The organism is Citrobacter freundii complex sp. 2024EL-00216, assembly GCF_043945515.1.
Classification (GTDB): Bacteria; Pseudomonadota; Gammaproteobacteria; order Enterobacterales; family Enterobacteriaceae; genus Citrobacter; species Citrobacter portucalensis.
Window position 1 is genome coordinate 38,212 of record NZ_JBIMRA010000012.1, and the last position, 20,517, is coordinate 58,728.

Sequence of the window (20,517 nt, forward strand, 5' to 3'; positions counted from 1 at the left end):
TATTATTTTAAAAAAAATTAAATGCCGTATTTTGTCTGATGTTTTAGAAAGTAAAAAAACAATCAGGAAGATATTATTTCCGATAAAATAAATTATCTGAAAATTTTAATCACAGCTTACTATTACAGGCCAGAATAGGTATATTTCTGTATTTTCAGCACTCCCAAATTTCGCATTCATACTATAGATTGTGAACATTTTTTACTACGACACATAATCTCATGCCATTTAAGATGAGAGATGCGCTAATACCATGTTTATTATCATTAACGTTTAAATAAATTATTTATGATTCTGGATTAATTACAATAAAAATCTCCATCCCTCTATATTTTTTAATTTTTTTGTGTTTCATTTATCCGATTAAGGCCATCAATGATATATTGTGGATAATTGCCAGTAAAATATTCTATGATAAGAGGGTTCCCAGTGAAAAAGTGGCAAGTAAAGTCAACCCAAAGATCTTTAGTAATTTTTCCATCCAATTTAAATATTTTTGTTGCTTTAGCCTTTACTAGATTTATGTTTTTAAAAGAATAATTAAAATCGGAATCTCTTCTCATTATGTAATCCTGTTTCGTATAAAGGTGAATAGCACCATCAAAGTGCCGAAATAATCCCGATTCCATGTCGAATTCAGCATGTATATACTTAGCTGGATGAAAAGTTTCGCCTTGAAAGTCGACAACAATATTCTCATTGCTAAATTCAATTGATTGAAAAGTTTTAATATTTCCTTTCGTATTCCATTTGACGTCAAGGCTATAAATATTATTGAAAAGTATATTGACCATATGTGTCTCGAGACTCATTGGCGGTTTTAGCTTTGATATACCATCCTTGATATTGGAAATATCTTCCTCAAAAGGAGCTCCATACCATGTATCAAGTTCAACATAACCATAGTCATCTACATCAATTTTAACTCTGTCGTAATCTAATGTTATTGATGCCTCTATATCATTAAAATCTAATTCCCAAAATTTTCTCACAAATTGAGGGGCCCAGTTGTTAGCAGAATGCATTCCCCTACGCAAAAAAGGAGTCAACATAAGCATATAATTGTTTGCGTAGTAATAACCTTCCCTGCTTTTCTTTTGATACAGCTCTGCTAATTGTTTACATTTGATTAAGTCATCTTTATCTCGTATCAACTCAGGAGCTAAAATCGATACTATATTGTCGAATTTGACAGTAAGACCAACTGGATCTGAATACTCAAAATTATCATCTTTGAGTGAAAATCCAATTCCCCCTAAGATATTGGATATTTTTTGAGCATTGACAGAGAATTTTTCGAGATAAAAATGTTTCATTTTCTCTCTTTGAAAATAATATCGTTCCATCAATTCATCATCTGTCACAGATTAATCCTCTTAAGTAAAAAATTCCTCAGAATACTAGTCACTGGTCCCGGATTAGGCTTGTGACCAAAGCCCGATTTTAATCACGAAACTGGCTGCGATACCTGCTTACAATCAAAATAACAGCCTAAAATAGGATACGCATCGCATTTTTAATCAAAAGTAATAGTTGGGGCCTTATTGAGGGCCTCACTTTTAGCTTTTAAAATAAAAGCAATGAAATTCAGTTAGATATAGAATTAATCGCATCCAGTCAGAGGAGCCATATTTAAGAAGCCTGCTTAGGAAACTAAGCAGGCTTTTTGCTTTTCAGGTCGCTATTAAATCCCTCTCATAAGCCCCCTGCCTGCTCTGCACCGCTGTTACATACCGCATCACAACGTTGATTAAAGTTATGTAAATGTAAATCGTTTAAACTTTGCAATTATTGTAAGTGCTAGTGATTATCATTTATTGTACGCGAGCCAAAGGAACGAGCCCCCCGCTCGGTTCACTGTACGTTCCAATTACTCTGGGATATAAACGATGAATTCTCTGCCTCGCGCCGGACTGCGCCGTATCACCCTTGCCTCTGCCCTGGTCTTCTCTGTTAGCCTACCGGCTTTCGCTCAGGAAACGTTAACGATCTATACCACCCGTGAACCGGGTCTGATCCAGCCTTTGCTTGATAGCTGGACCAAAACCAGCGGCATCAAAGTCAGTACGGTCTATATCAAGGACGGTATGCTTGAGCGCGTTAAAGCTGAAGGTAAAAATTCACCTGCTGACCTGCTGATGACCGTTGATGCCGGTAACCTCATTGATTTAGTGGAAGCGGGTGTAACTCAGCCAGTAGAGTCAGAAGCACTGAAAACCGCTATTCCAGCTAATCTGCGCGGCGCAGATAATCAGTGGTTTGCGCTGTCGATGCGTGCCCGCGTGCTGTATGCCGAGAAGTCACTGCCAATCGATAACTGGCATTACGAACAACTCGCCAGCCCTGAGTACAAAGGTAAAGTTTGTATTCGTTCCGGACAGCACCCGTATAACACAGCGCTGATCGCCGCAATGATTGCTCATCACGGTGAAGCAAAGACCGAAGAATGGCTGCGCGGTGTGAAAGCTAACCTGGCGCGTAAAGCTACCGGTGGCGACCGCGATGTAGCTCGCGATATTCTCGGTGGCATTTGCGATATTGGTCTCGCCAACTCCTATTACGTCGGCCATATGAAAAACGCCAAAGAAGGCAGTGATGCACGTCAGTGGGGCGATGCGATTAAAGTCGTTAAACCCACCTTTGAAAATGGCGGTACACACGTCAATATCAGTGGCGCAGCTGTAGCCCGCTATGCACCAAATAAAGCCGATGCCGTTAAGCTGATGGAATATCTGGTTTCCGCACCTGCCCAGCAGCAGTATGCAAAAGCGAACTTCGAATACCCGGTACTGAAAGGCGTGACGCTTGACCCGGTTATTAGCGCAACCATTGGTGAAATCGACGTCGACAAAACGCCGTTAACCGAAATCGTTAAATATCGTAAACAAGCTAGTCTGCTGGTAGATAAAGTTGGATTCGATCAATAAACCTCTGCAGTTTCCGACGTTACGCGGCCTGGTTTCCGGGCCGCAGTCATTATTAACGCCGCTACATCTTGGCGCGCTGTGCGTAGCGCTTGGCGTTCTGACACCGATCATTGCGCTGATTTGGCAGGCTACCCAGGCCGATTTATCTCACTGGGATAATCTCCTGACGTATGTACTGCCTGCCGCACTAAAAAATACCGTGCTGTTATTAGCCGGTGTCGCGGTGATGGTCGGCGTGATTGGCGTAGGCAGCGCATGGGCGGTAACGGCATGGGATTTTCCTGGACGTAAAATTCTTAGCTGGGCGTTACTGTTGCCGCTGGCGATGCCGACCTACATTGTGGCCTTTGCGTGGCTCGATCTGCTGCATCCGATTGGCCCTCTGCAAACGTTTATCCGTTTTTTATTGGGTTTTGACAGCCCAAGACAGTTCCGACTGCCTGATTTACGCTCACTTTCCGGCGCAATCATCCTGCTCGGATTAGTGCTATACCCATACGTGTATCTGACAACCCGCGCCATGTTTATTAGCCAACCGGCTCATTTACTGGAAGCCGCACGCACGCTGGGATGCAGCGCAACCGGAACCTTTTTTCGAGTTGCTTTGCCCATGGCACGTCCGGCACTGGCCGTTGGGATCAGCCTGGCACTGCTGGAAACGCTCAACGATATTGGCGCATCGGAGTTTCTCGGGGTACAGACGTTAACCGTTACCGTATACACCACATGGATCTCGCGTTCTGATTTATCTGCCGCGGCACAAATTGCCTGCATGATGCTGATGTTTATATTCCTGATTCTGACGCTGGAATTTTATGGTCGCAGAAAACAAGGATTCAGCAGCCGCAGCCTGCGGGAAATTCAACCTACGCGCGTGCAGGGCTGGCGTGGTTGGCTGCTCGGTGGCGTTATTTCACTGCCGGTTGTGCTGGGTTTTCTGGCTCCGGTACTGTTTTTAATGTGGGAAAGCGCCAAACGTATAGGTGATGAGAACCCCCTTTCCTCTTCGTTACTGTCAGCATTGCAAAATACGCTATCGCTGGCAGCGGGAACTACGCTAGTGGTGGTTTGCGTCAGTATGCTGGTGGCCTGGAGCGCGCGTCATAGCGCCGCAGACAACGCCATGCCGGGATTTCGTCGCGGCGTGATGCGTCTGGCCTCTTTAGGCTATGCGGTTCCCGGCACAATTCTGGCGATTGGCTTTTTACCCCCCGCCATGGCTGTCGACCGCTGGCTGGCAGATTTACTGGATGTTCGCGGCCTGCCGCTGATGTCCGCCGGGATCCTGCTGGTAATTTGTTGTGCCATGCGATTCCAGGCGATTGCCATTGGCGCACTGGATTCTGGTCTGGGCCGCATTCCACCTTCGCTGGAACAGGCGTCTCGTCTGTTGGGTGAGAATGGTGCGGGGACGTTTGCACGAGTCCATTTTCCCCTGCTGCGCCCGGCGTTAGTCAGCAGTGCCCTGCTGGTTTTTGCTGATGCCATGAAAGAGCTGCCAACAACGTTGCTTTTGCGCCCGGTCAATTTTGAAACGCTGGCAACGTTGCTGTATGCGGAAGCCGCCCGTGGAACCTATGAAGAAGGTGCTATCGCCGCGCTAATGATTGTTTTAGCTGGCACGCTACCGGTTATTTTGTTGGTGCGTCACCAAATGACTCGCCGTGGTTAAGAGAGCAACAATGTCAGAAATTGCATTACGACTCCAGGATGTACACGTTGCTTATGGCAACAGCCAGCAATCGGTACTGAGCGGATTTTCAATGTCGGTACGTAAAGGTGAAATTGCCTGTCTGCTGGGCGCTTCAGGCTGCGGAAAAACCACGGTGCTACGCGCAGTTGCCGGATTTGAACGCCTGCAAAACGGAGAGATCTATGTGTCACAGCGACGTGTTGCCGGTCCCGGCGTTCATCTGCCACCGGAAAAACGTCATGTCGGCATGGTCTTCCAGGAATATGCGTTATTCCCCCATCTGACCGCGCAGCAAAATGTGGCCTTTGGATTGCGTCGCATGCCGCGTGAGGAACAACAGGCCAGAGTGACTGAGTTGTTGAAAATGGTGGAGTTACACAGCCATGCCAACCGCTATCCGCATGAGCTTTCCGGCGGGCAACAACAGCGTATCGCCCTTGCGCGCGCGTTGGCGCCACATCCGGAAATCCTGTTGCTCGATGAACCCTTCTCCAGCCTGGATAAGCGCACGCGTGAGCGTCTTGGCAACGAGGTACGGGATATTTTGCGCGCCGCCGGGCAAACGGCGCTGTTGGTTACCCACAGTGAACACGAAGCCCAGCTAATGGCTGACCATATTGGCGTGGTAAAAATGGGGCAGTATCAAATTAAAAAAGCGACCCATCCGACCTGAAGGTAAACAGGGTCGCCCTGAAAATTAATAATGCTTCTGTACCAGGCTGATGTTCACCGGCATACCGGAACGTCTTTCCAGCGCCTGGCTCCCGCGGCTCACATCCACGTCATTCCCGCTGATAAAGGTGCGCAAAGCGGGAGTGACTGGCAAAGGCACCTTTCTGTCAGACTCGTATTCCGAACGGTTTCGTGACAGCGGCTCATGTACTTCCACCCAGCGACTACCGTCCGGCTCTTCGCTGTATTTCACCGGTCGGTCAATTAATTGTACACGCGTCCCTACAGGCACCGTATCAAACAGGTACTTGATGTCATCATTCCGCAAACGGATGCACCCCTGGCTTACCCGCAGACCAATACCGAAATTGGCATTTGTCCCGTGAATGGCATAAAGCCTGCCAATATAAATTGCATACAGGCCCATCGGATTTTCTGGTCCGGCAGGAACAAAAGCCGGCAAGCTTTCCCCGCGAGCGGCGTATTCACGTCGGGTATTTGGCGTCGGCGTCCAGCTTGGTGCTTCCTGCTTACGTTCGACCGCCGTCACCCAGTTACGCGGCGTTTCTCTACCCGCCTGACCAATGCCAATGGGTAAAACCTCAACCGTATTGCTGCCAGCAGGATAATAGTAAAGCCGCATCTCGGCGACGTTGATGACAATCCCCTCGCGCACGGTATCCGGAAGTATCAGTTGCTGCGGCACAACCAGCGTTGAACCCGATTTAGGCAGAAAAACATCGACGCCCGGATTGGCTTCAAGCATATTGCTCAACCCCTGTCCGTACTGAGCGGCAAATGCCTCCAGCGGCTTGGTGTTTCCTGGTGGAACCGTGATAGTCAATGGGCTACCCACCAGGCGACTCCCCTCTGGCGGCAGCGGATAACTCACCGCCTGCGCGCCCTGACTCGCAAGCAGCATAATGAGTGAACAAAGCAGTTTTACACGACGCATCTTTTTCCTTTCCTTCGTCGCAACAGATATCCGTAAAGTATAGCTTTTATTATCTGTTTTAGTGGCTTACGACATATTTGCGCATAAAAAAACCTCGCCATCAGGCGAGGTTCAGGTTGAGCGGTAACTACGCTTCCTTACCATCTGGAAGCACGATGTTACTGGCGGCGAGCTGCCCCATATTTTTGTACATCGCACAGGCAGCTTCAATAATCGGCATCGCCAACGCGGCCCCGCTACCTTCGCCTAAACGCATCCCCATATTCAGATAAGGATCCAATTCAAGATGCGCCAGCGCGGTGCGTGCGCCCTTCTCAGCGGAGAAGTGTGACGGAATTAAGTAGGGTTTAATCTGCGGTGCAATCTGGCTGGCCGCCAACGCAGCAGAATACGAAAGAAAACCGTCCAGCACCACAGGCAGACCACAGGAGGCCGCCCCAAGCATCACCCCCGCCATACCGACAAGATCAAACCCGCCAACCTTAGCCAGCACATCGACACCGTCATGGCGATCCGGTTGATTGACGGCAATTGCCCGGCGCACAACGTCTACCTTATTCCCCACCCGGGAAAGAGGAAGGTTAGCGCCAATACCCACGACTTCCTCAGCATCACTGCCGGTCAGCACGCTGACAATGGCCGCCGCAGGTGTGGTATTTGCCATACCAAGCTCCCCGACGCCAAACAGCGTTACACCGTCTTTTGCCAGTTCATGGGTATAGCGGATGACTTCCAGCAACAGCTCCTCGGCCTGCGAACGGCTCATTGCCGGACCTTCGGCTATATTGCCGCAGCCGCGTGCCACACGCATATTCACCACACCGGGAATAGGTTCAGCATCAATCCCAACATCTATCACATGAACCTTCGCCCCCGCCTGAGCGGCCAGGACGCAGACGCCGGTCGTTCCACGCGTCATATTGGCAGCCTGAATAGCCGTAACAACTTTAGGCGAAACGGCAACCCCTTCATCCCACACGCCGTGATCGGCGCACATCACCAGCATCGCTTTGCCATTCACATGCGGCACACCCTTCAGGCCAGGCATCCCGGCCAATTGTACGGCGAGAGATTCGAGTCGCCCTAAACTTCCCGGCGGCTTAAGCAAGCCGTCAATATGCTGCTGTGCACGCAGCATCGCGGCACTGTCGGGTGATGGGATCGTGCGGAGTAAAGAGGTTAAAGTCTGCATAAGGGTTCCAGTATGTGGGCTGACTCAGAGCAGAGCCAGCAAGAAAATCAACTCGCCAAGTTCAATGGCAGCGCCCAGCGTATCGCCGGTTTGCCCACCCAACGTGCGTTTTAATAACTGCCCAAGAATAAAAATCGCCACTATTGTGACAACCAGCGCTGCCACGCCGCGCATGCCAGGAAGTAGCACGGCGGCAAGGATCGCCGCTAATCCCAACGTAACGCAGGTTTGACGCCCGGTGACTTTGCCAATAAAAACGTTGCCCAGCCCTTCTTCGCGGGCATAGCGATGCCGATACATCAGCAACACCGCCGTTCCTCGCCCGGCAACACATGCCGCTGCCAGCGCGGCCAGCATTGGCGTGCCACGCAAAGCCAGTTCACTCACCACCAGTACCTTCGCCAGTAAAACGAAAATTAACGCCAGTCCACCGTGGGTGCCCAGACGACTGTCGCGCATGATTTCCAGCATCCGCTCGCGTCGGCGCGCCGAAAAAATGCCGTCACAGGTATCCGCCAGACCATCCAGATGAAATCCCCCGGTCAGCAATGCCAGTGTCAGCACCGCAAAAAGGGCCGCCAACGGAATACCGCACCAGGGCTGGAGCGCCATAAAGACCAGCCCCGTCAGCCCTCCCAACACGACGCCAATCAGGGGAAACATTACAATACCGCGGGAATAGTGCTCGAAATCCAGTCCTTGCGACCAGCGAGCAGGAACGGGCAAGCGACTGATAAAAGAGAGCATTGCCCAGAACAACTTACTCATTTAATTTTGACTCCAATTCCTGATACCACCAGCCAGACCTCATCAGCTGCCGCCGCCAGTCGCTGGTTCACGCGTCCTGCAATATCACGAAAATGCCGCGCCAGACGGTTCTCCGGCACAATCCCCATTCCCACTTCGTTAGTGACCAACACGATCTTTGCCGGGCAGCGCTGACAGGCTGCGATCAGCGAACGGATTTCACCTTCGATAGACTGCTCCATCGCCGCGTAATCCCAGCTGTCCGGATCGCTTTCACCGCCCAGCGCAAACAGCAAGTTGGTCACCATCGTGGTGATGCATTCCAGCAGAATAGCTTCCTGAGGATCGTTCATGTCCGTGATCAGTTCATCAAGATGTTGCCAACGTTCGGCTGTCCGCCAGTGCGCAGGACGCCCATCGCGATGATGCTGAATTCGCGCAGCCATCTCCTCATCAAAAATCTGCGAAGTCGCAATATACAAAACGTTTGAGGAATCAGCGATCAGCGCTTCCGCATGCCGACTCTTGCCGCTTCGCGCGCCGCCAGTAACCAGAATCATCATACTGGCTCCCGGTGTTGCTGCATGATGGTATAAATTTTTTCAATATCGATGTGTTGCCGCATCGCATCCGCCAGCAGATCAAACTGCTGCGATTTATATTGCGCGTAATGGAAGGTGGAATCCAGCGGAGCTAACCCTTTACGTTCTCGCAGGCCATTGACCAACGCACGGGTGAAATCATCGCTGTCGAAAAGACCGTGAAGATAGGTGCCGAACGCCAGGCCATCCGAAGTGACCGCACCGTCAACAACGTTGCCACCGTCTTTGTGCAACGTCATCACCGACTGGCATTCATCGGTTAATGCTGTTTCGCCCATATGAATTTCATAACCGCGAACGGATAACCCCGCCGTGCCCGCCAGCCAGTCAGGCAGCGATGAAGACATTTGTCCCTCAACCAGGGTCGTGGTTTTGTGCTGGGCAAAATGGGTGACTGTATTGAGTAAGCCCAGACCCGGCAACGTACCGAGGCCCGACTCTACTTCATCAATGATAGTGTCGCCGAGCATTTGATAGCCGCCACAAATCCCAACCACCGGTACGTTATTACGATGTAATTGCACGACGCCATGCGCCATCCCACTTTCACGCAGCCATACCAGATCGCCAAGGGTATTTTTGCTGCCCGGCAAAATCACCAGATCGGCTCCCACCAGCTCTTCAGGCTGGCGAACATAGCGCACGCGCACATCCGGCTGCGCAGCAAGCGCATTGAAATCAGTAAAGTTAGAAATATGCGGTATTTGAACAACGGCGATATCGATGTCGCGTTTGTCAGTGCGCAAATACTTGCCCTTTTGCAGCGCAACGCCATCTTCATCTTCCAGATCAACATCCAGCCATGGCATCACGCCCAGTACCGGAACGCCGGTCAGCGCTTCAATTTGCTCGATACCGGAGTGCAGCAGCGTCACATCACCGCGAAACTTGTTGATGATCACCCCTTTTACCCGTGCGCGTTCGTGATCGTGCAGCAGCGCCAGCGTGCCGTAAATGGAGGCGAACACCCCGCCACGATCGATATCCGCCACCAAAACGACAGGGCACTGCGCCATCTCGGCCATACCCATATTGACGATATCGCGATCGCGCAGGTTAATCTCTGCCGGACTCCCCGCTCCTTCCAGCACCAGCACATCGAACTCCTGCGCCAGGCTGTTATAAACTGACAGGATCTGTTCCCGCAGACGTGGCTTGTACTCGTGGTAACTCACCGCGTCCATATCGGTTGCCACTTTACCCATCAGCACTACCTGCGCTTTTCGATCGCTGGTCGGTTTAAGCAGCACCGGGTTCATACGCACATCTGGCGTAATGCCTGCGGCTTCGGCCTGAAAAATTTGCGCGCGGCCCATTTCTTTTCCCTCTGGCGTAATGCCAGAGTTCAGCGCCATGTTCTGCGATTTGAACGGCGCGGTATGCAGTCCATCCTGATAAAAAATACGACACAGCCCGGCGACCAATACGCTTTTACCCACATCAGATGCCGTTCCCTGCAACATTATTGCCTGCGTCATGACGCCTCCTTCAGTGCGTTCTCTCGCATACAGCTAAAAAATTCAGCCTCTGTTTTACACAGCGGGAAGCCCAACTCTGTATGCAGCTTCACCAGCCAGGGCTGAGTTAATCCCGCTTGTTCAATAAGATCCGTACGGGCGAAAACGTCGCCTGGCGTACCGTGCGTGAGCACTTCGCCCCGGCGTAAAACGTACACCGCATCGCTGACTTCATAGATAAGATCGATATCATGGCTGGAAATTACGACGTGGTTTCCTTGCGCAACGATGCGTTTGATTATCTCAATCATCTGCGTGCGGCCTGACGGGTCGAGGCCCGCAGTAGGTTCATCCAGCAGCAGATACTGCGCCTGCAACACCAACGCCCCGGCAATTGCTACACGTTTTTTTTGCCCATGGCTTAAACACTGAATGGGCTGATGGCGAAAATGCTGGGCGTCGACCAGCGTAAGCGCATCTTCCACGCGCCGAGCGATTTCAGCTTCATCCACCCCAAGATTGCGCAGGCTAAAGGCGATATCGCTGTCGATATCGGTATAAAAGATTTGCTGGTCGGGATCCTGAAATACCGTTGCCACCTGTTGACGCAGCGCCAGCAGGCCGCGCTTGCTGTAATCCAGCGGTTTGCCCTGCCACATCACCGCGCCTTGCTGTGGGCGCAGTAAACCACTCAGGTTCATGAACAGCGTAGATTTCCCGCAGCCATTAGCGCCTACCAGTCCGGTGACGGCATGCGTCGAAAAATCAAGCGTTAGCCCTTTGAGGATCGGGTCATCCTGATAGCGAAACCAAAGCGCTGAGGTGGCAAGCATACTTTTCCTTACAGGTGAAAATCACCCTGATACAGTTTGATATCCAGTGTGGTGGTCATTTGCTGGTAGCGGATCAACACGCGGGTGAACAGCAATCCCACCAGAATTGCCAGAGAGCGGTAGCCCAACGGCAAGCTACGATAACCAAAACGCAGCGTTTGTGCGCGATGAATAGCCAGCGCCTCGTCTAACAGGATAAAAATAAACCGCCAGGTCAGCAGGATCTGCTCAGTTAGCAGGCGAGGAACGTGCGCGCGTTTGAGTAAGATAATTAATTGCGGAAACGGCAGATTCAGTACCAGCCAGAAGGTTGCCGCCAACGCGGCAAGGCTGCGCCAGAAGGTTTCATTGGCGGTTACCACACCTGGTGCACTGATCCCCAACCAGTAACTTCCCACAGGTATGCTGGCCAACAGCGTCTGTGGATCGCGGCTGATGCTAAACAAAATGGTCACCACGCCAACCGTGAGAAAACCAAACGGCAATGCCATCCAACGGCACCAGCGCCAGAAGGAAATACGCAGCAGCCAGCAGCTCAGCGCGGCAATAAGTAAAAGCTCAATACCCTGCCCCAATGGGGGCAGAGTAAACGCCAGAATCATCATCACCAGCCAGAGCAGAAATTTCCGCACCGGCGAGACATGAACCCAACGGCTTTGATAGCTAAGCCTGTCAAGCCCGGTCATCACGGCGTTGCCTGCCCTTGGTGTAACCCAGGATATAGAAAATCACGGCTGCGCCAAGCGATCCCTGGAGCGTAAACAGCAGACTTTCAATTTCACCGCTTGCGGGTTCATACAACGGCTGGAACCAGGGCTCATAATGCGGGGCAATAGCCTGAATCTGGCTTTCCGCCTCACCATCTGAACCGCCGTACTCCCCACCGTGGTTGATAAAGAACGGCAGGATCACCAGTGCCACTACCATGCCCAATATAATCAGCGTCTTTTTCATCGTTAATGCCCTTGTGCGGTTATCAACTGGCGTTTGGTTAGCTGATCGTAAATCAGCACGGTAAGTAACCCTTCCGCAATCGCAATTGGGATCTGCGTCAGGCAGAAAATCCCCATGAACTTAATGATTGAGCCGGTAGCGCCAGCAGAGGGATCCGGGAACGCAACGCCCAGCTGTACAGAAGTCACGAAATAGGTGACGAGATCCGCCAGCATCGCACACAGGAAGACGCAGACATCACGACGCAGCCCTGCGCGGCAGGCCATTTTCCACACCATGTAACCCACTACCGGGCCAATTACCGCCATCGACATGCCGTTCGCGCCGAGCGTTGTTAAACCACCGTGTGCCAGCAGCAGAGCCTGGAACAGCAGGACAATCGCCCCAAGGATGGCTACCACGCCCGGTCCAAACAGGATAACCGCCAGGCCTACACCGGTAGGATGTGAGCAGCTTCCGGTAACGGAAGGAATTTTCAGCGCCGACAGCACAAAAATAAAAGCGCCACACAGGGCCAGCAAAACCTTCTGGTGGTTATCCTCCTGCACAATTTGGCGCAGACGTACCAGTCCGTACCACAGGCAGGGTAAAAACAGCAGCCACCAGGCCAGCGCCCACATCGGCGGCAAGAAACCTTCCATAATGTGCATGGCGAACGCTTGTTCAGGAACAATCATCAGTAATAGCGCCGCAGCCAACCCGCTGAAAGACAGCTGTTTTAGCTGTTGTTCAAGCTTCATTGTGCATACTCCCACTGTTTATTGACCAGAATGGTCGAGAAATAAGGCAGCGGCTGATCGTCGCTCACCTCATCGAGATGACGCCAGCACTGTTCACCTGGCAGCGTGGCTTCAGACATCATTAATGCACAGTCCAACAAACCCTCTTGTTGTAGCAGCGCTTTAATACGCGCAAAACGACCGTACACTTTCATCAACACCAGACTGTCATGCTGTTTTAATGCCTGCTGGATTTCCGCTTCCGGTGCGGTACAGGAGACCACCGCCAGTGACTGCTGCTCCATAGCGAGCGGCGTTTTGGAACGCGCGGCAATCGCGGCGAAAGACGTGACGCCAGGAACGATTTCCAGCCATTCAGGACAACCAATACGCTGAAGTAAAAAGACCCAGGTGCTGAACAGCATCGCATCGCCGAGAGTGATAAACCCCACCTGCTTACCGGCCTCGACTTCCTGAACCAGCGCGGCAGCAACTTCATCCCAGACGGCCTCTTTTTCAGCGCTATCGGCACTCATAGGAAAATGGCAGCAGCGGACTTCGGTCTGTTCACCGATATACTCACGTACAATCGACAATGCCTGACTGTCGCCGCCTTTACGCCCGGCAGGCGCATAGAGAATATCCAGCGCGCCCAGCGTGCGTGCGGCACGCACGGTAATCAAGTCGGAAGCACCTGGCCCGGTGCTCAGTGCATACAGTTTTCCGCTCATGCTGCTTCCTCCAGCGCCACATTAAGCGCCTGCTGTAAATGTGCCACGAACATGGCGCGAACCGCTGGGTTCTCACCCAGACCACTAAGCCACGGAGTAGCCGGTATCCCTGCTGCATTGAACAACGTTTTCCAGGAATCATCTTCGTCGGAGGCCATATCGTTGATGGCATGGTCACCAGCGACTAACATCAGCGGCATCAGATGCACCGCCGTCACCCCTTCCTGAGATAAACTTTCAATCAGCACATCCACTTCCGGATAGCTTTCCACCGCCCCAACCCGCGCCGGAAAGCGCTGCGCCGTCATCATGTGGTCGAGACAGGCATAGGCGGCAAAAGCATGGTGGCTGGCACCGTGTCCCATAAAGACCACTTTTTCACTTTCGCCAAGCGCCGGCATCTGCTGTTGCAGCGCCAGCATCAACTGTGCGTAATCTTCATGGCTGCTCAGCAGCGGTACACCCAGCGTCAGGCGTGAAAACAGCGGACGCATACTTTGCACTTCGCGGACAATTTTTTCGTATTCGTCACCATTAATAATGTGCAGCGACTGAATAGCCACATCCTGATACCCCTGCTCCGCCAGTTTTTGCAGCGCCTGCAGCGGCGTGTCGATTTCAATACCGTCTCGCTGCTTGAGCTTGCGGATTATCATCCCGGAGGTAAACGCCCGGAACAGGTCGCGGTCAGGGCAGCTAGCTGCGAGATCGCGCTCACAGGCCACAATATTTTTCTCGCAGGTGTCGTGATAGCTGGTGCCAAAGCTGACCACCAGAAGCGCCTTTTTCATCTCAAACTCCTTAAGCAGTGGCCAGCCAGCGCGTTAAACGCGCCCCAAAGGCGGCCTGACTTTCCAGTAACTCTTCTCCCGTCACCAACGGTGCCGGACGTGTAATCACGATGCAGGGGATTCCGGCATCCAGACAGGGTTGAACCTTTTCCTGATAACCACCTTCAGCGCCAGATGCTTTGGTGATCACCACATCAGCCTGGCACTGGCGATAAAACGCAGCGTTGAACTCGGCGCTAAACGGTCCGCACAGTGCGAAGATTTCACCGACGCCAAATCCCAGATCCGCGCATTGCTGAATGACCTCAGGAACAGGCAGAACACGCGCCAGCAGCGTTTTTTCAGGCAACCCTTCGCGCCAGATAGCCAGATCTTTACTGCCGGTCGTGAGCAGCACGCGATCGCCGAAGCGTCGCGCCAACTCACAGGCTTGCTGAATGCTTTGTACGGTATACAGGTGCGGGTGAGTTAAACCACTCAACTGCTCAGGACGCTGGTAGCGGCTCAGCAGTACGCCCGCCGCTTCGCAGGCGCTCATGATGTTGCGGCTCACCACCTCGGCGTACGGATGCGAGGCATCGATCACCCAGCGCGTCCGATTTTCCTGTAGCCAGGCAATCATTTGTTCGCGCTCCAGACGCCCGCAGCGCACCTGGCCTTTGATATCTCCCGCCAGTTGTTTCCCTGTTGGGGTTGCAACTGACAGGGTATAGGCCACGTTTGCCGCATCCAGTTGCTGGCACAGCATGCGCGCATCGCTCGTACCGCCCATGACCAGCACATCACCGTAATTCACAGCACATAACCTCGTGGCGTGATCATCAGGCCGTCCTGAACATAGGTTGTTTTGTTACCCACGATCACAAGGCTGGTCATATCAACCGGTTCGAAATCCATTTCACCGAGCGTGGTTAACCATTTTTCCTGCTTTTTACGTCCGGCAGACTTCACAATACCCACCGGCGTTTGTGCGCTTTTGCTGGCGGAAAGCAGCTCAAATGCGCGCGCCAGATGACCTTCGCGACCCCGACTGCGCGGGTTGTAGAAACAGATAACAAAGTCTGCCTCACCGGCGGCAACGATGCGTTTTTCGATAACCGGCCATGGCGTTAACAGATCGCTTAAGCTGATGTGGCAGAAGTCGTGCATCAGCGGCGCACCCAGCAAAGAGGCCGCGGCAATACTAGCGGTCATGCCAGGTATTAGCCTGACCTCAACATCCAGCTTTTGCTTGCTAACCAGTTCGAGCACCAGCCCGGCCATACCGTAAATCCCCGCGTCACCGCTACTGATCAGCGCCACGTTGTGACCCGCCTGTGCCAGTTCGATCGCTGCCTGGCAGCGTTCAATCTCTTTGCACATTCCGGTTTTGATCACCTGCTTGTCACCCGTGAACGCTTTTACCAGATGGGTGTAGGTTTTATAGCCAACGATGATTTCCGCTGCCTGCAGTGCTTCAACGGCTTCCATGGTCATCATTGCCTGCGAGCCAGGGCCAATTCCAATTACGCTTAACATCAGTGTGAAACTCCCAAAGTGATAGTGACGCCCTGTTCTCGCAGGGTCTCGCCTAACAGTTTTCCGTGGCTCAACAGCCAGGCTGCAGGACCGGAAACGCTTCCTGTACCCACCGTTTTGCGAACAAACGATGAGGCTGGAAAACGGTGCTCATGCTCACGCAGCGCGTCAGCAGTAAAGGTTTCGAAAGGAACGCGGCAGCACGAAGCCAGTTGGATAAGTCCCTGTTCATCTTTTTTCAGCGTGATGCTGCCAATCGCTTTTAGCGCCAACGGATCGAGCTGTTGAGCTTCAAGTTGCCGGGCAAGCAGCGCAGCCAGCAGAGGGAACGGCGTATCACGGCGACAGCCAATTCCGGCCACAACCCGCTGTGGCACCAACTTCCAGTGCGGAACAGGCAGGTCAGGTAAATTGGTGCGTAAGGTGATGCACACCAACGCATCCAGTTCAGGGAGCTGGTTGAGATCGGTAACCGTGATAAACCCGCGCCGGTCGCAATGGCTGACATCCTGCGTCAGTTCGTCATCCCACCACAAACCAACCCGCTTATTGCTGACCAGCATCTGGTTCACGATCTTCACCGCCGAACGGAAATCACTCATCCGGGCATTCAGTTGAAATGCCAGCGTATCCAGTGCCGCCATATCGTTCACATCCGTCGCGGTAGTGATAACCGGGTCAGCGCCCAACATGCCCGCCAGATAACGCGCCAACGCATTGGCACCGCCCGCGTGGCCGGAGAGCAGGCTGATGACATGCTGGGCACGTTCATCAATGACCACCACCGCGGGATCGCAAAACTTGTCGTTGACCAGCGGGGCCAGTACGCGCACCGCAATACCGGTCGCACCGATAAAAATCAGCGCCGAGTAATTCGTAAACGCTTCACGGGCGGTATTCGCAAAGCCGTTTTCAAAAGGAATAAACCCCTCCTCCAGCAGCTTTTCACTGGTAAAACAGGTAACCGGCAGCATGGCTGCCAGACGTTTCGCCAGCACAACGCCGCCAGGAGTCAGGCAAAAAAGCGCAATTGACTCAGGCTTTACGGTATTCATGGCTAAAGTCCGCCGCATAGAGTTTGGAGTAGTGATACTCCGAGCCCAGGAAATTACCGACCAGAATAAGGGCCGTTTTACGGATCCCCGCATCGCGAACCTTGTCGCCAATATCCGCCAGGGTCCCGCGCACGGTCTGACTTTCCGGCCAGGTCGCTTTATAGATCACCGCCACGGGCGTGGTCGCCGGATAGCCGCCTTCAATCAGACGCTCAGCCACCCGATGAATACGCTGGACGGAAAGATAAATCGCCATTGATGTCTGGTGGCTGGCAAAAGACTCCAGCTGTTCACGCTCTGGTACCGGGGTGCGGCCTTCCAGGCGCGTAATGATCAGGCTCTGTGAAACTTCGGGCACGGTATACTCAACGCCCAGCTCCGCCGCCGCGCCGAGGAACGCGCTGACGCCGGGCACCACCTGCCAGTCAATCCCGCGTTTGGTCAGCTCCTCACCCTGCTCGCGTACGGAACCGTACAACGAGACATCGCCGGTTTGCAGGCGCACAACGGTCTTGCCCGCTTTCACTCCGGCCTCCATCAGATCAAGGATCTGCTCCAGATGCAGTTCGGCACTGTCGTGACATTCAGCACCGGCAGGGCAATACTCCAGCAATTCAGTGTTAATCAGCGATCCGGCGTAGATAACAACCTGCGCCTGCTGCAGCAACCGGTAACCTTTGAGGGTAATCAGCTCGCGATCGCCAGGACCTGCGCCAACAAACCACACGCTACGGGGATCAAAAATCTCAGACATGGTTTCCTTCCTTCTGACAGGCGATAACAAATACGGGGTTATTCGGTTTAAAATAGTGACCATTGCCAAGCGAGGTAAGCGAGGAAACCTGTAGCTGCAGGCAATCCACTCCCTGTACGCCAAGATGATCCAGATGTGCCAGCGCGGTGTTGAGGTTTTCCTGGAGGATAAACGTCATCACCAAACGCCCTGCGGGATGCAATTGGCGCATCGACCAGTCAATCAGTTCGGTCAGATGGCCGCCGCTGCCGCCCATAAAAATGGCATCGGCTTTTTCAGCGATGGTCATGGGAGCAACGCCGGGAAAAATATCGATATTTGCGCAGGCAAAATGCTGGCGGTTTTCATCCAGCAATCTGAGCGCCGCCGGGTTACGTTCGATGGCCGTTACACGTAATCCGGGATATTGCAACGCGGCTTCTATCGACACGCTGCCGGTTCCGGCACCAATATCAATCAGGTGACTGGCGCGGTGTAATTCAAGTTTTGAGAGGGCAAGTGCGCGTACCGCTTCTTTGGTCATCGGCACTTTCTCTCCACGCAGAAACAGCTCATCTTTCATCAAGGATCACCACTGCATTCATGTCATAGTCAGCGTTAACTTCACGCACAGGCAGGAAATGGATCTGTTCGTTTTCCATCGCCAGGTTTTCGCCAATCACCATCCAGCGATGCCCCTTGCCTCGTGCAATGAGCTGCTGCGCGATTTCTCGCGGGCCACACAGCGCATCAGTCACCATCGCCACCTTGTTATGTCGCGCCAACTCATCAAAACAGACGCTGCGGCCATGGCTACTGGTCAGCCACATATCGTTCATATCAATACCGGACTGCGCGCACAGGTACTGCACCGCACTAATGCCGGGAATAATCCGCACATTCTCAATACCAAAATGCGCCACCATGCGCGTCCCGATGCCGTAAAACAGGGGATCGCCAGACGCCAGTACCACAACGTGCTTCTCCTGGTGCGCGCTAATCCAGCTCAGGAGTTCCGGGATATTGGCGCCAAGAGCAAACTGTTCACCGGTAAAATCCGGGAATTGCTGCAAATGCCGCTTTCCACCGACCAGAACATCCGCCGTCGCGACCGCTTCTCGTGCCGCAGGCGTCATCAAATGCAAACCGGCGGGGCCCATCCCTACAACGGTTAACATTGCATCTCCTCAGCAATCTCTGCGACCGGACGATTACTTCCAAGAACCTGATTATCAAAAGAAAACATGATGGCATCGCAGGTCGGGGGATTTTTGGTAAAGCGCAGCGTTTGCAGAACACGCATACAAATGCGCTGAGCCAGATGGTCATAAATGTGCTGGAAACCGTACGCGTCGATATGTTCCATCGCCGCTTCGGTGGTATCGCACTCGCTGACCAACGTCAGCAGTTCCAGCGGTGCGCCAAGTAGCGCGAGGTGGGCCACCAGCGTTTCCATGCGGGCATCGGCAATATGGCTATGAGTGTGGAAGATCCCCGCCGCGATTTTGACGAGCTTACCGGGGTGCCCCACCAGTACGATTTGCCGGAACCCCAGACGTACAGCTTCTTCAATCATGTAACCGACAAAGTTGCTCATGGTGACCACAACCTGGGTGTCGATACCCATCTGCTCGCGCACAAAACGCTCGCCGTGGTTTCCCGGCACCAGTACAACACGCTCCAGCCCTGCCGCCCGCTTAATTTCCAGCTCAAGCGACAGCGAACGCTTCCAGCTCTCTTCTGACATCGGCGTGACAATACCCGTGGTGCCGATAATCGAAATGCCGCCAAGAATGCCAAGGCGAGAGTTGTAGGTTTTTTGCGCCCGTTCTTCGCCTTCTGGCGCGAAGATTTCAATCTGCGCCCCACGATTTGGGCCAATCGCTTCGCGGACGGCTGATTCAATTGTCTGGCGAGGTGTACGGTTAATCGCCGAACTGCCCACCGGCAGGCCAATCCCCTTGCGGGTTACCGTACCGACTCCTTCACCGCCCTGTAAGGCAATCACGCCACTATCGTCTAACGTCACGCGAGCAAAAATCAGCATGCCGTGGGTGGCGTCCACATCATCTCCACCGTCTTTGCGGATGGCCGCTATTGCCTGCTGCCCTTCGATATGCGGTGACTCCACGTTCAGGCACAGCGTCACCCCGGAAGGCGTCACGATGGAAACCTGATGGATGAGGTGTTGGCGCAATACCATCAACGCGGCAACTTTTGCCGCCGCCGTGGCGCACGATCCCGTGGTATATCCTTTACGCAGCGCTTTACCGTTGTGCCACACCGGCGTATCGAAGGCCTCGCTCATCGCGCCCCCTGCATGTGATAAAGCATGGCGTTGACGATAGCGGCGGCGACATTGCTTCCCCCTTTGCGGCCTAACGCTGCAATGGCGGGCAAATTGCTTTGGGTCAGGGCATCTTTCGACTCTTCAGCACCAACGAATCCGACCGGTACACCCACCACACCGCTGACGGCAACATCATGCTCAAGCAGGCGGAACAGCGCAGTCGGCGCGTTGCCAAAGACAAACAGCTTTTCCCCCTCTTCCTTCACCGCAATGTCGACTGCCGCCATGGACCGGGTAATACCCTGCTCTTTTGCCGTACGCACAACCCGCGGGTCGCTGATGTAGCAGCGGCATTCACCGCCGAATTTTGCCAGCAGCGTTTTATTGATCCCGGAAAGCGCCATCGTGGTGTCGGTGTAAATCACGCTCGAACGGCTAAGCGCCGCACAAAACTGCTCCAGCACATCACTGGAAAACCACAGAATGTCCAGCCAGTCGAAATCTGCCGTCGTGTGAATAACCCGCTTGATAATGGCTTCATGTAACGGACTGGCAAACTGATAGTCCGGACGGGTTTCACGGATGATCTCGCCAATAATGTCTAAACTTTTGGCTTCAATCGCCTGGGGTTGCTGGATGTATTGCATT

23 protein-coding genes are annotated in these 20,517 nt (G+C 53.0%); 3 read left to right on the plus strand and 20 right to left on the minus strand.

Annotated elements, in window-relative coordinates; genetic code table 11:
* Positions 1-335 precede the first annotated feature (335 nt).
* Entirely contained in the window at positions 336-1,364 is a 1,029-nt protein-coding gene (locus ACHHZ7_RS16370; RefSeq protein ID WP_060683620.1) for a hypothetical protein, read from the minus strand.
* Positions 1,365-1,889: 525 nt separating this feature from the next.
* On the opposite strand from ACHHZ7_RS16370, the gene ACHHZ7_RS16375 reads away from it, so the two are divergent.
* From ACHHZ7_RS16375 to ACHHZ7_RS16385, 3 genes are read left to right on the plus strand one after another with little or no spacing between them, the layout of a single operon-like run.
* Positions 1,890-2,927, plus strand: coding sequence for an extracellular solute-binding protein (locus tag ACHHZ7_RS16375; protein ID WP_060683619.1), 1,038 nt, complete (start codon positions 1,890-1,892; stop codon positions 2,925-2,927).
* On the plus strand, positions 2,911-4,599 hold the full coding sequence (locus ACHHZ7_RS16380) for an iron ABC transporter permease (protein WP_048235115.1): 1,689 nt from the start codon (positions 2,911-2,913) through the stop codon (positions 4,597-4,599). Before ACHHZ7_RS16375 ends, ACHHZ7_RS16380 begins: the two co-directional genes overlap by 17 nt.
* A 10-nt stretch (positions 4,600-4,609) precedes the next feature.
* Entirely contained in the window at positions 4,610-5,293 is a 684-nt protein-coding gene (locus ACHHZ7_RS16385) for an ABC transporter ATP-binding protein (RefSeq protein ID WP_032669186.1), read from the plus strand.
* A 24-nt stretch (positions 5,294-5,317) separates the two neighbouring features.
* Here ACHHZ7_RS16385 and ldtA read toward each other — a convergent pair whose 3' ends face one another.
* The 19 genes from ldtA to ACHHZ7_RS16480 all read right to left on the minus strand — a co-directional run bounded on the left by ldtA (position 5,318) and on the right by ACHHZ7_RS16480 (position 20,516).
* Positions 5,318-6,247 carry a L,D-transpeptidase gene (gene ldtA, locus ACHHZ7_RS16390; RefSeq protein WP_048235113.1) on the minus strand — a complete coding sequence of 310 codons (930 nt, stop codon included), beginning with the start codon at positions 6,245-6,247 and terminating at the stop codon, positions 5,318-5,320.
* 127 nt (positions 6,248-6,374) lie between these two features.
* Positions 6,375-7,439, minus strand: a complete 1,065-nt coding sequence (gene cobT, locus ACHHZ7_RS16395; RefSeq protein WP_008785130.1) for a nicotinate-nucleotide--dimethylbenzimidazole phosphoribosyltransferase — start codon at positions 7,437-7,439, stop codon at positions 6,375-6,377.
* 24 nt (positions 7,440-7,463) lie between these two features.
* Positions 7,464-8,207 (minus strand): adenosylcobinamide-GDP ribazoletransferase, encoded by a 744-nt coding sequence (gene cobS, locus ACHHZ7_RS16400; protein ID WP_003834082.1) that lies wholly within the window; start codon positions 8,205-8,207, stop codon positions 7,464-7,466.
* Positions 8,204-8,749: a bifunctional adenosylcobinamide kinase/adenosylcobinamide-phosphate guanylyltransferase gene (gene cobU / locus ACHHZ7_RS16405; protein ID WP_060683618.1), complete on the minus strand. Its 546-nt coding sequence runs from the start codon at positions 8,747-8,749 to the stop codon at positions 8,204-8,206. Before cobU ends, cobS begins: the two co-directional genes overlap by 4 nt.
* Positions 8,746-10,266: a cobyric acid synthase gene (locus tag ACHHZ7_RS16410; RefSeq protein WP_060683617.1), complete on the minus strand. Its 1,521-nt coding sequence runs from the start codon at positions 10,264-10,266 to the stop codon at positions 8,746-8,748. Before ACHHZ7_RS16410 ends, cobU begins: the two co-directional genes overlap by 4 nt.
* Positions 10,263-11,078: an energy-coupling factor ABC transporter ATP-binding protein gene (locus ACHHZ7_RS16415; protein ID WP_003839037.1), complete on the minus strand. Its 816-nt coding sequence runs from the start codon at positions 11,076-11,078 to the stop codon at positions 10,263-10,265. The genes ACHHZ7_RS16410 and ACHHZ7_RS16415 overlap by 4 nt, the downstream gene beginning before the upstream one ends.
* Before the next feature lie 8 nt (positions 11,079-11,086).
* Positions 11,087-11,764, minus strand: coding sequence for an energy-coupling factor ABC transporter transmembrane protein (locus ACHHZ7_RS16420; RefSeq protein WP_060683616.1), 678 nt, complete (start codon positions 11,762-11,764; stop codon positions 11,087-11,089).
* On the minus strand, positions 11,751-12,032 hold the full coding sequence (locus ACHHZ7_RS16425) for an energy-coupling factor ABC transporter substrate-binding protein (RefSeq protein WP_003030289.1): 282 nt from the start codon (positions 12,030-12,032) through the stop codon (positions 11,751-11,753). The genes ACHHZ7_RS16420 and ACHHZ7_RS16425 overlap by 14 nt, the downstream gene beginning before the upstream one ends.
* 2 nt (positions 12,033-12,034) lie before the next feature.
* Positions 12,035-12,772, minus strand: coding sequence for a cobalt ECF transporter S component CbiM (cbiM, locus tag ACHHZ7_RS16430; RefSeq protein WP_003834098.1), 738 nt, complete (start codon positions 12,770-12,772; stop codon positions 12,035-12,037).
* Complete coding sequence (locus tag ACHHZ7_RS16435; RefSeq protein WP_060683615.1) at positions 12,769-13,482, minus strand: cobalt-factor II C(20)-methyltransferase; 714 nt, start codon at positions 13,480-13,482, stop codon at positions 12,769-12,771. Before ACHHZ7_RS16435 ends, cbiM begins: the two co-directional genes overlap by 4 nt.
* Positions 13,479-14,273, minus strand: coding sequence for a sirohydrochlorin cobaltochelatase (locus tag ACHHZ7_RS16440; protein WP_008785135.1), 795 nt, complete (start codon positions 14,271-14,273; stop codon positions 13,479-13,481). Before ACHHZ7_RS16440 ends, ACHHZ7_RS16435 begins: the two co-directional genes overlap by 4 nt.
* A 10-nt stretch (positions 14,274-14,283) precedes the next feature.
* Positions 14,284-15,069, minus strand: coding sequence for a cobalt-precorrin-6A reductase (locus ACHHZ7_RS16445; RefSeq protein ID WP_008785136.1), 786 nt, complete (start codon positions 15,067-15,069; stop codon positions 14,284-14,286).
* Positions 15,066-15,791, minus strand: coding sequence for a precorrin-3B C(17)-methyltransferase (locus ACHHZ7_RS16450; protein WP_003030278.1), 726 nt, complete (start codon positions 15,789-15,791; stop codon positions 15,066-15,068). Before ACHHZ7_RS16450 ends, ACHHZ7_RS16445 begins: the two co-directional genes overlap by 4 nt.
* Positions 15,791-16,846, minus strand: coding sequence for a cobalt-precorrin 5A hydrolase (cbiG, locus tag ACHHZ7_RS16455; RefSeq protein WP_003834107.1), 1,056 nt, complete (start codon positions 16,844-16,846; stop codon positions 15,791-15,793). Before cbiG ends, ACHHZ7_RS16450 begins: the two co-directional genes overlap by 1 nt.
* A complete protein-coding gene (locus tag ACHHZ7_RS16460; RefSeq protein ID WP_003030275.1) occupies positions 16,827-17,600 on the minus strand; it encodes a cobalt-precorrin-4 methyltransferase in 774 nt (257 codons plus the stop codon). The genes cbiG and ACHHZ7_RS16460 overlap by 20 nt, the downstream gene beginning before the upstream one ends.
* Positions 17,593-18,162: a decarboxylating cobalt-precorrin-6B (C(15))-methyltransferase gene (locus tag ACHHZ7_RS16465; RefSeq protein ID WP_048235107.1), complete on the minus strand. Its 570-nt coding sequence runs from the start codon at positions 18,160-18,162 to the stop codon at positions 17,593-17,595. Before ACHHZ7_RS16465 ends, ACHHZ7_RS16460 begins: the two co-directional genes overlap by 8 nt.
* Positions 18,152-18,757 carry a cobalt-precorrin-7 (C(5))-methyltransferase gene (locus ACHHZ7_RS16470; RefSeq protein WP_008785139.1) on the minus strand — a complete coding sequence of 202 codons (606 nt, stop codon included), beginning with the start codon at positions 18,755-18,757 and terminating at the stop codon, positions 18,152-18,154. Before ACHHZ7_RS16470 ends, ACHHZ7_RS16465 begins: the two co-directional genes overlap by 11 nt.
* Entirely contained in the window at positions 18,751-19,887 is a 1,137-nt protein-coding gene (gene cbiD / locus ACHHZ7_RS16475; RefSeq protein ID WP_003030269.1) for a cobalt-precorrin-5B (C(1))-methyltransferase CbiD, read from the minus strand. The genes ACHHZ7_RS16470 and cbiD overlap by 7 nt, the downstream gene beginning before the upstream one ends.
* Positions 19,884-20,516: a cobalt-precorrin-8 methylmutase gene (locus ACHHZ7_RS16480; protein ID WP_060683614.1), complete on the minus strand. Its 633-nt coding sequence runs from the start codon at positions 20,514-20,516 to the stop codon at positions 19,884-19,886. Before ACHHZ7_RS16480 ends, cbiD begins: the two co-directional genes overlap by 4 nt.
* Position 20,517 lies beyond the last annotated feature (1 nt).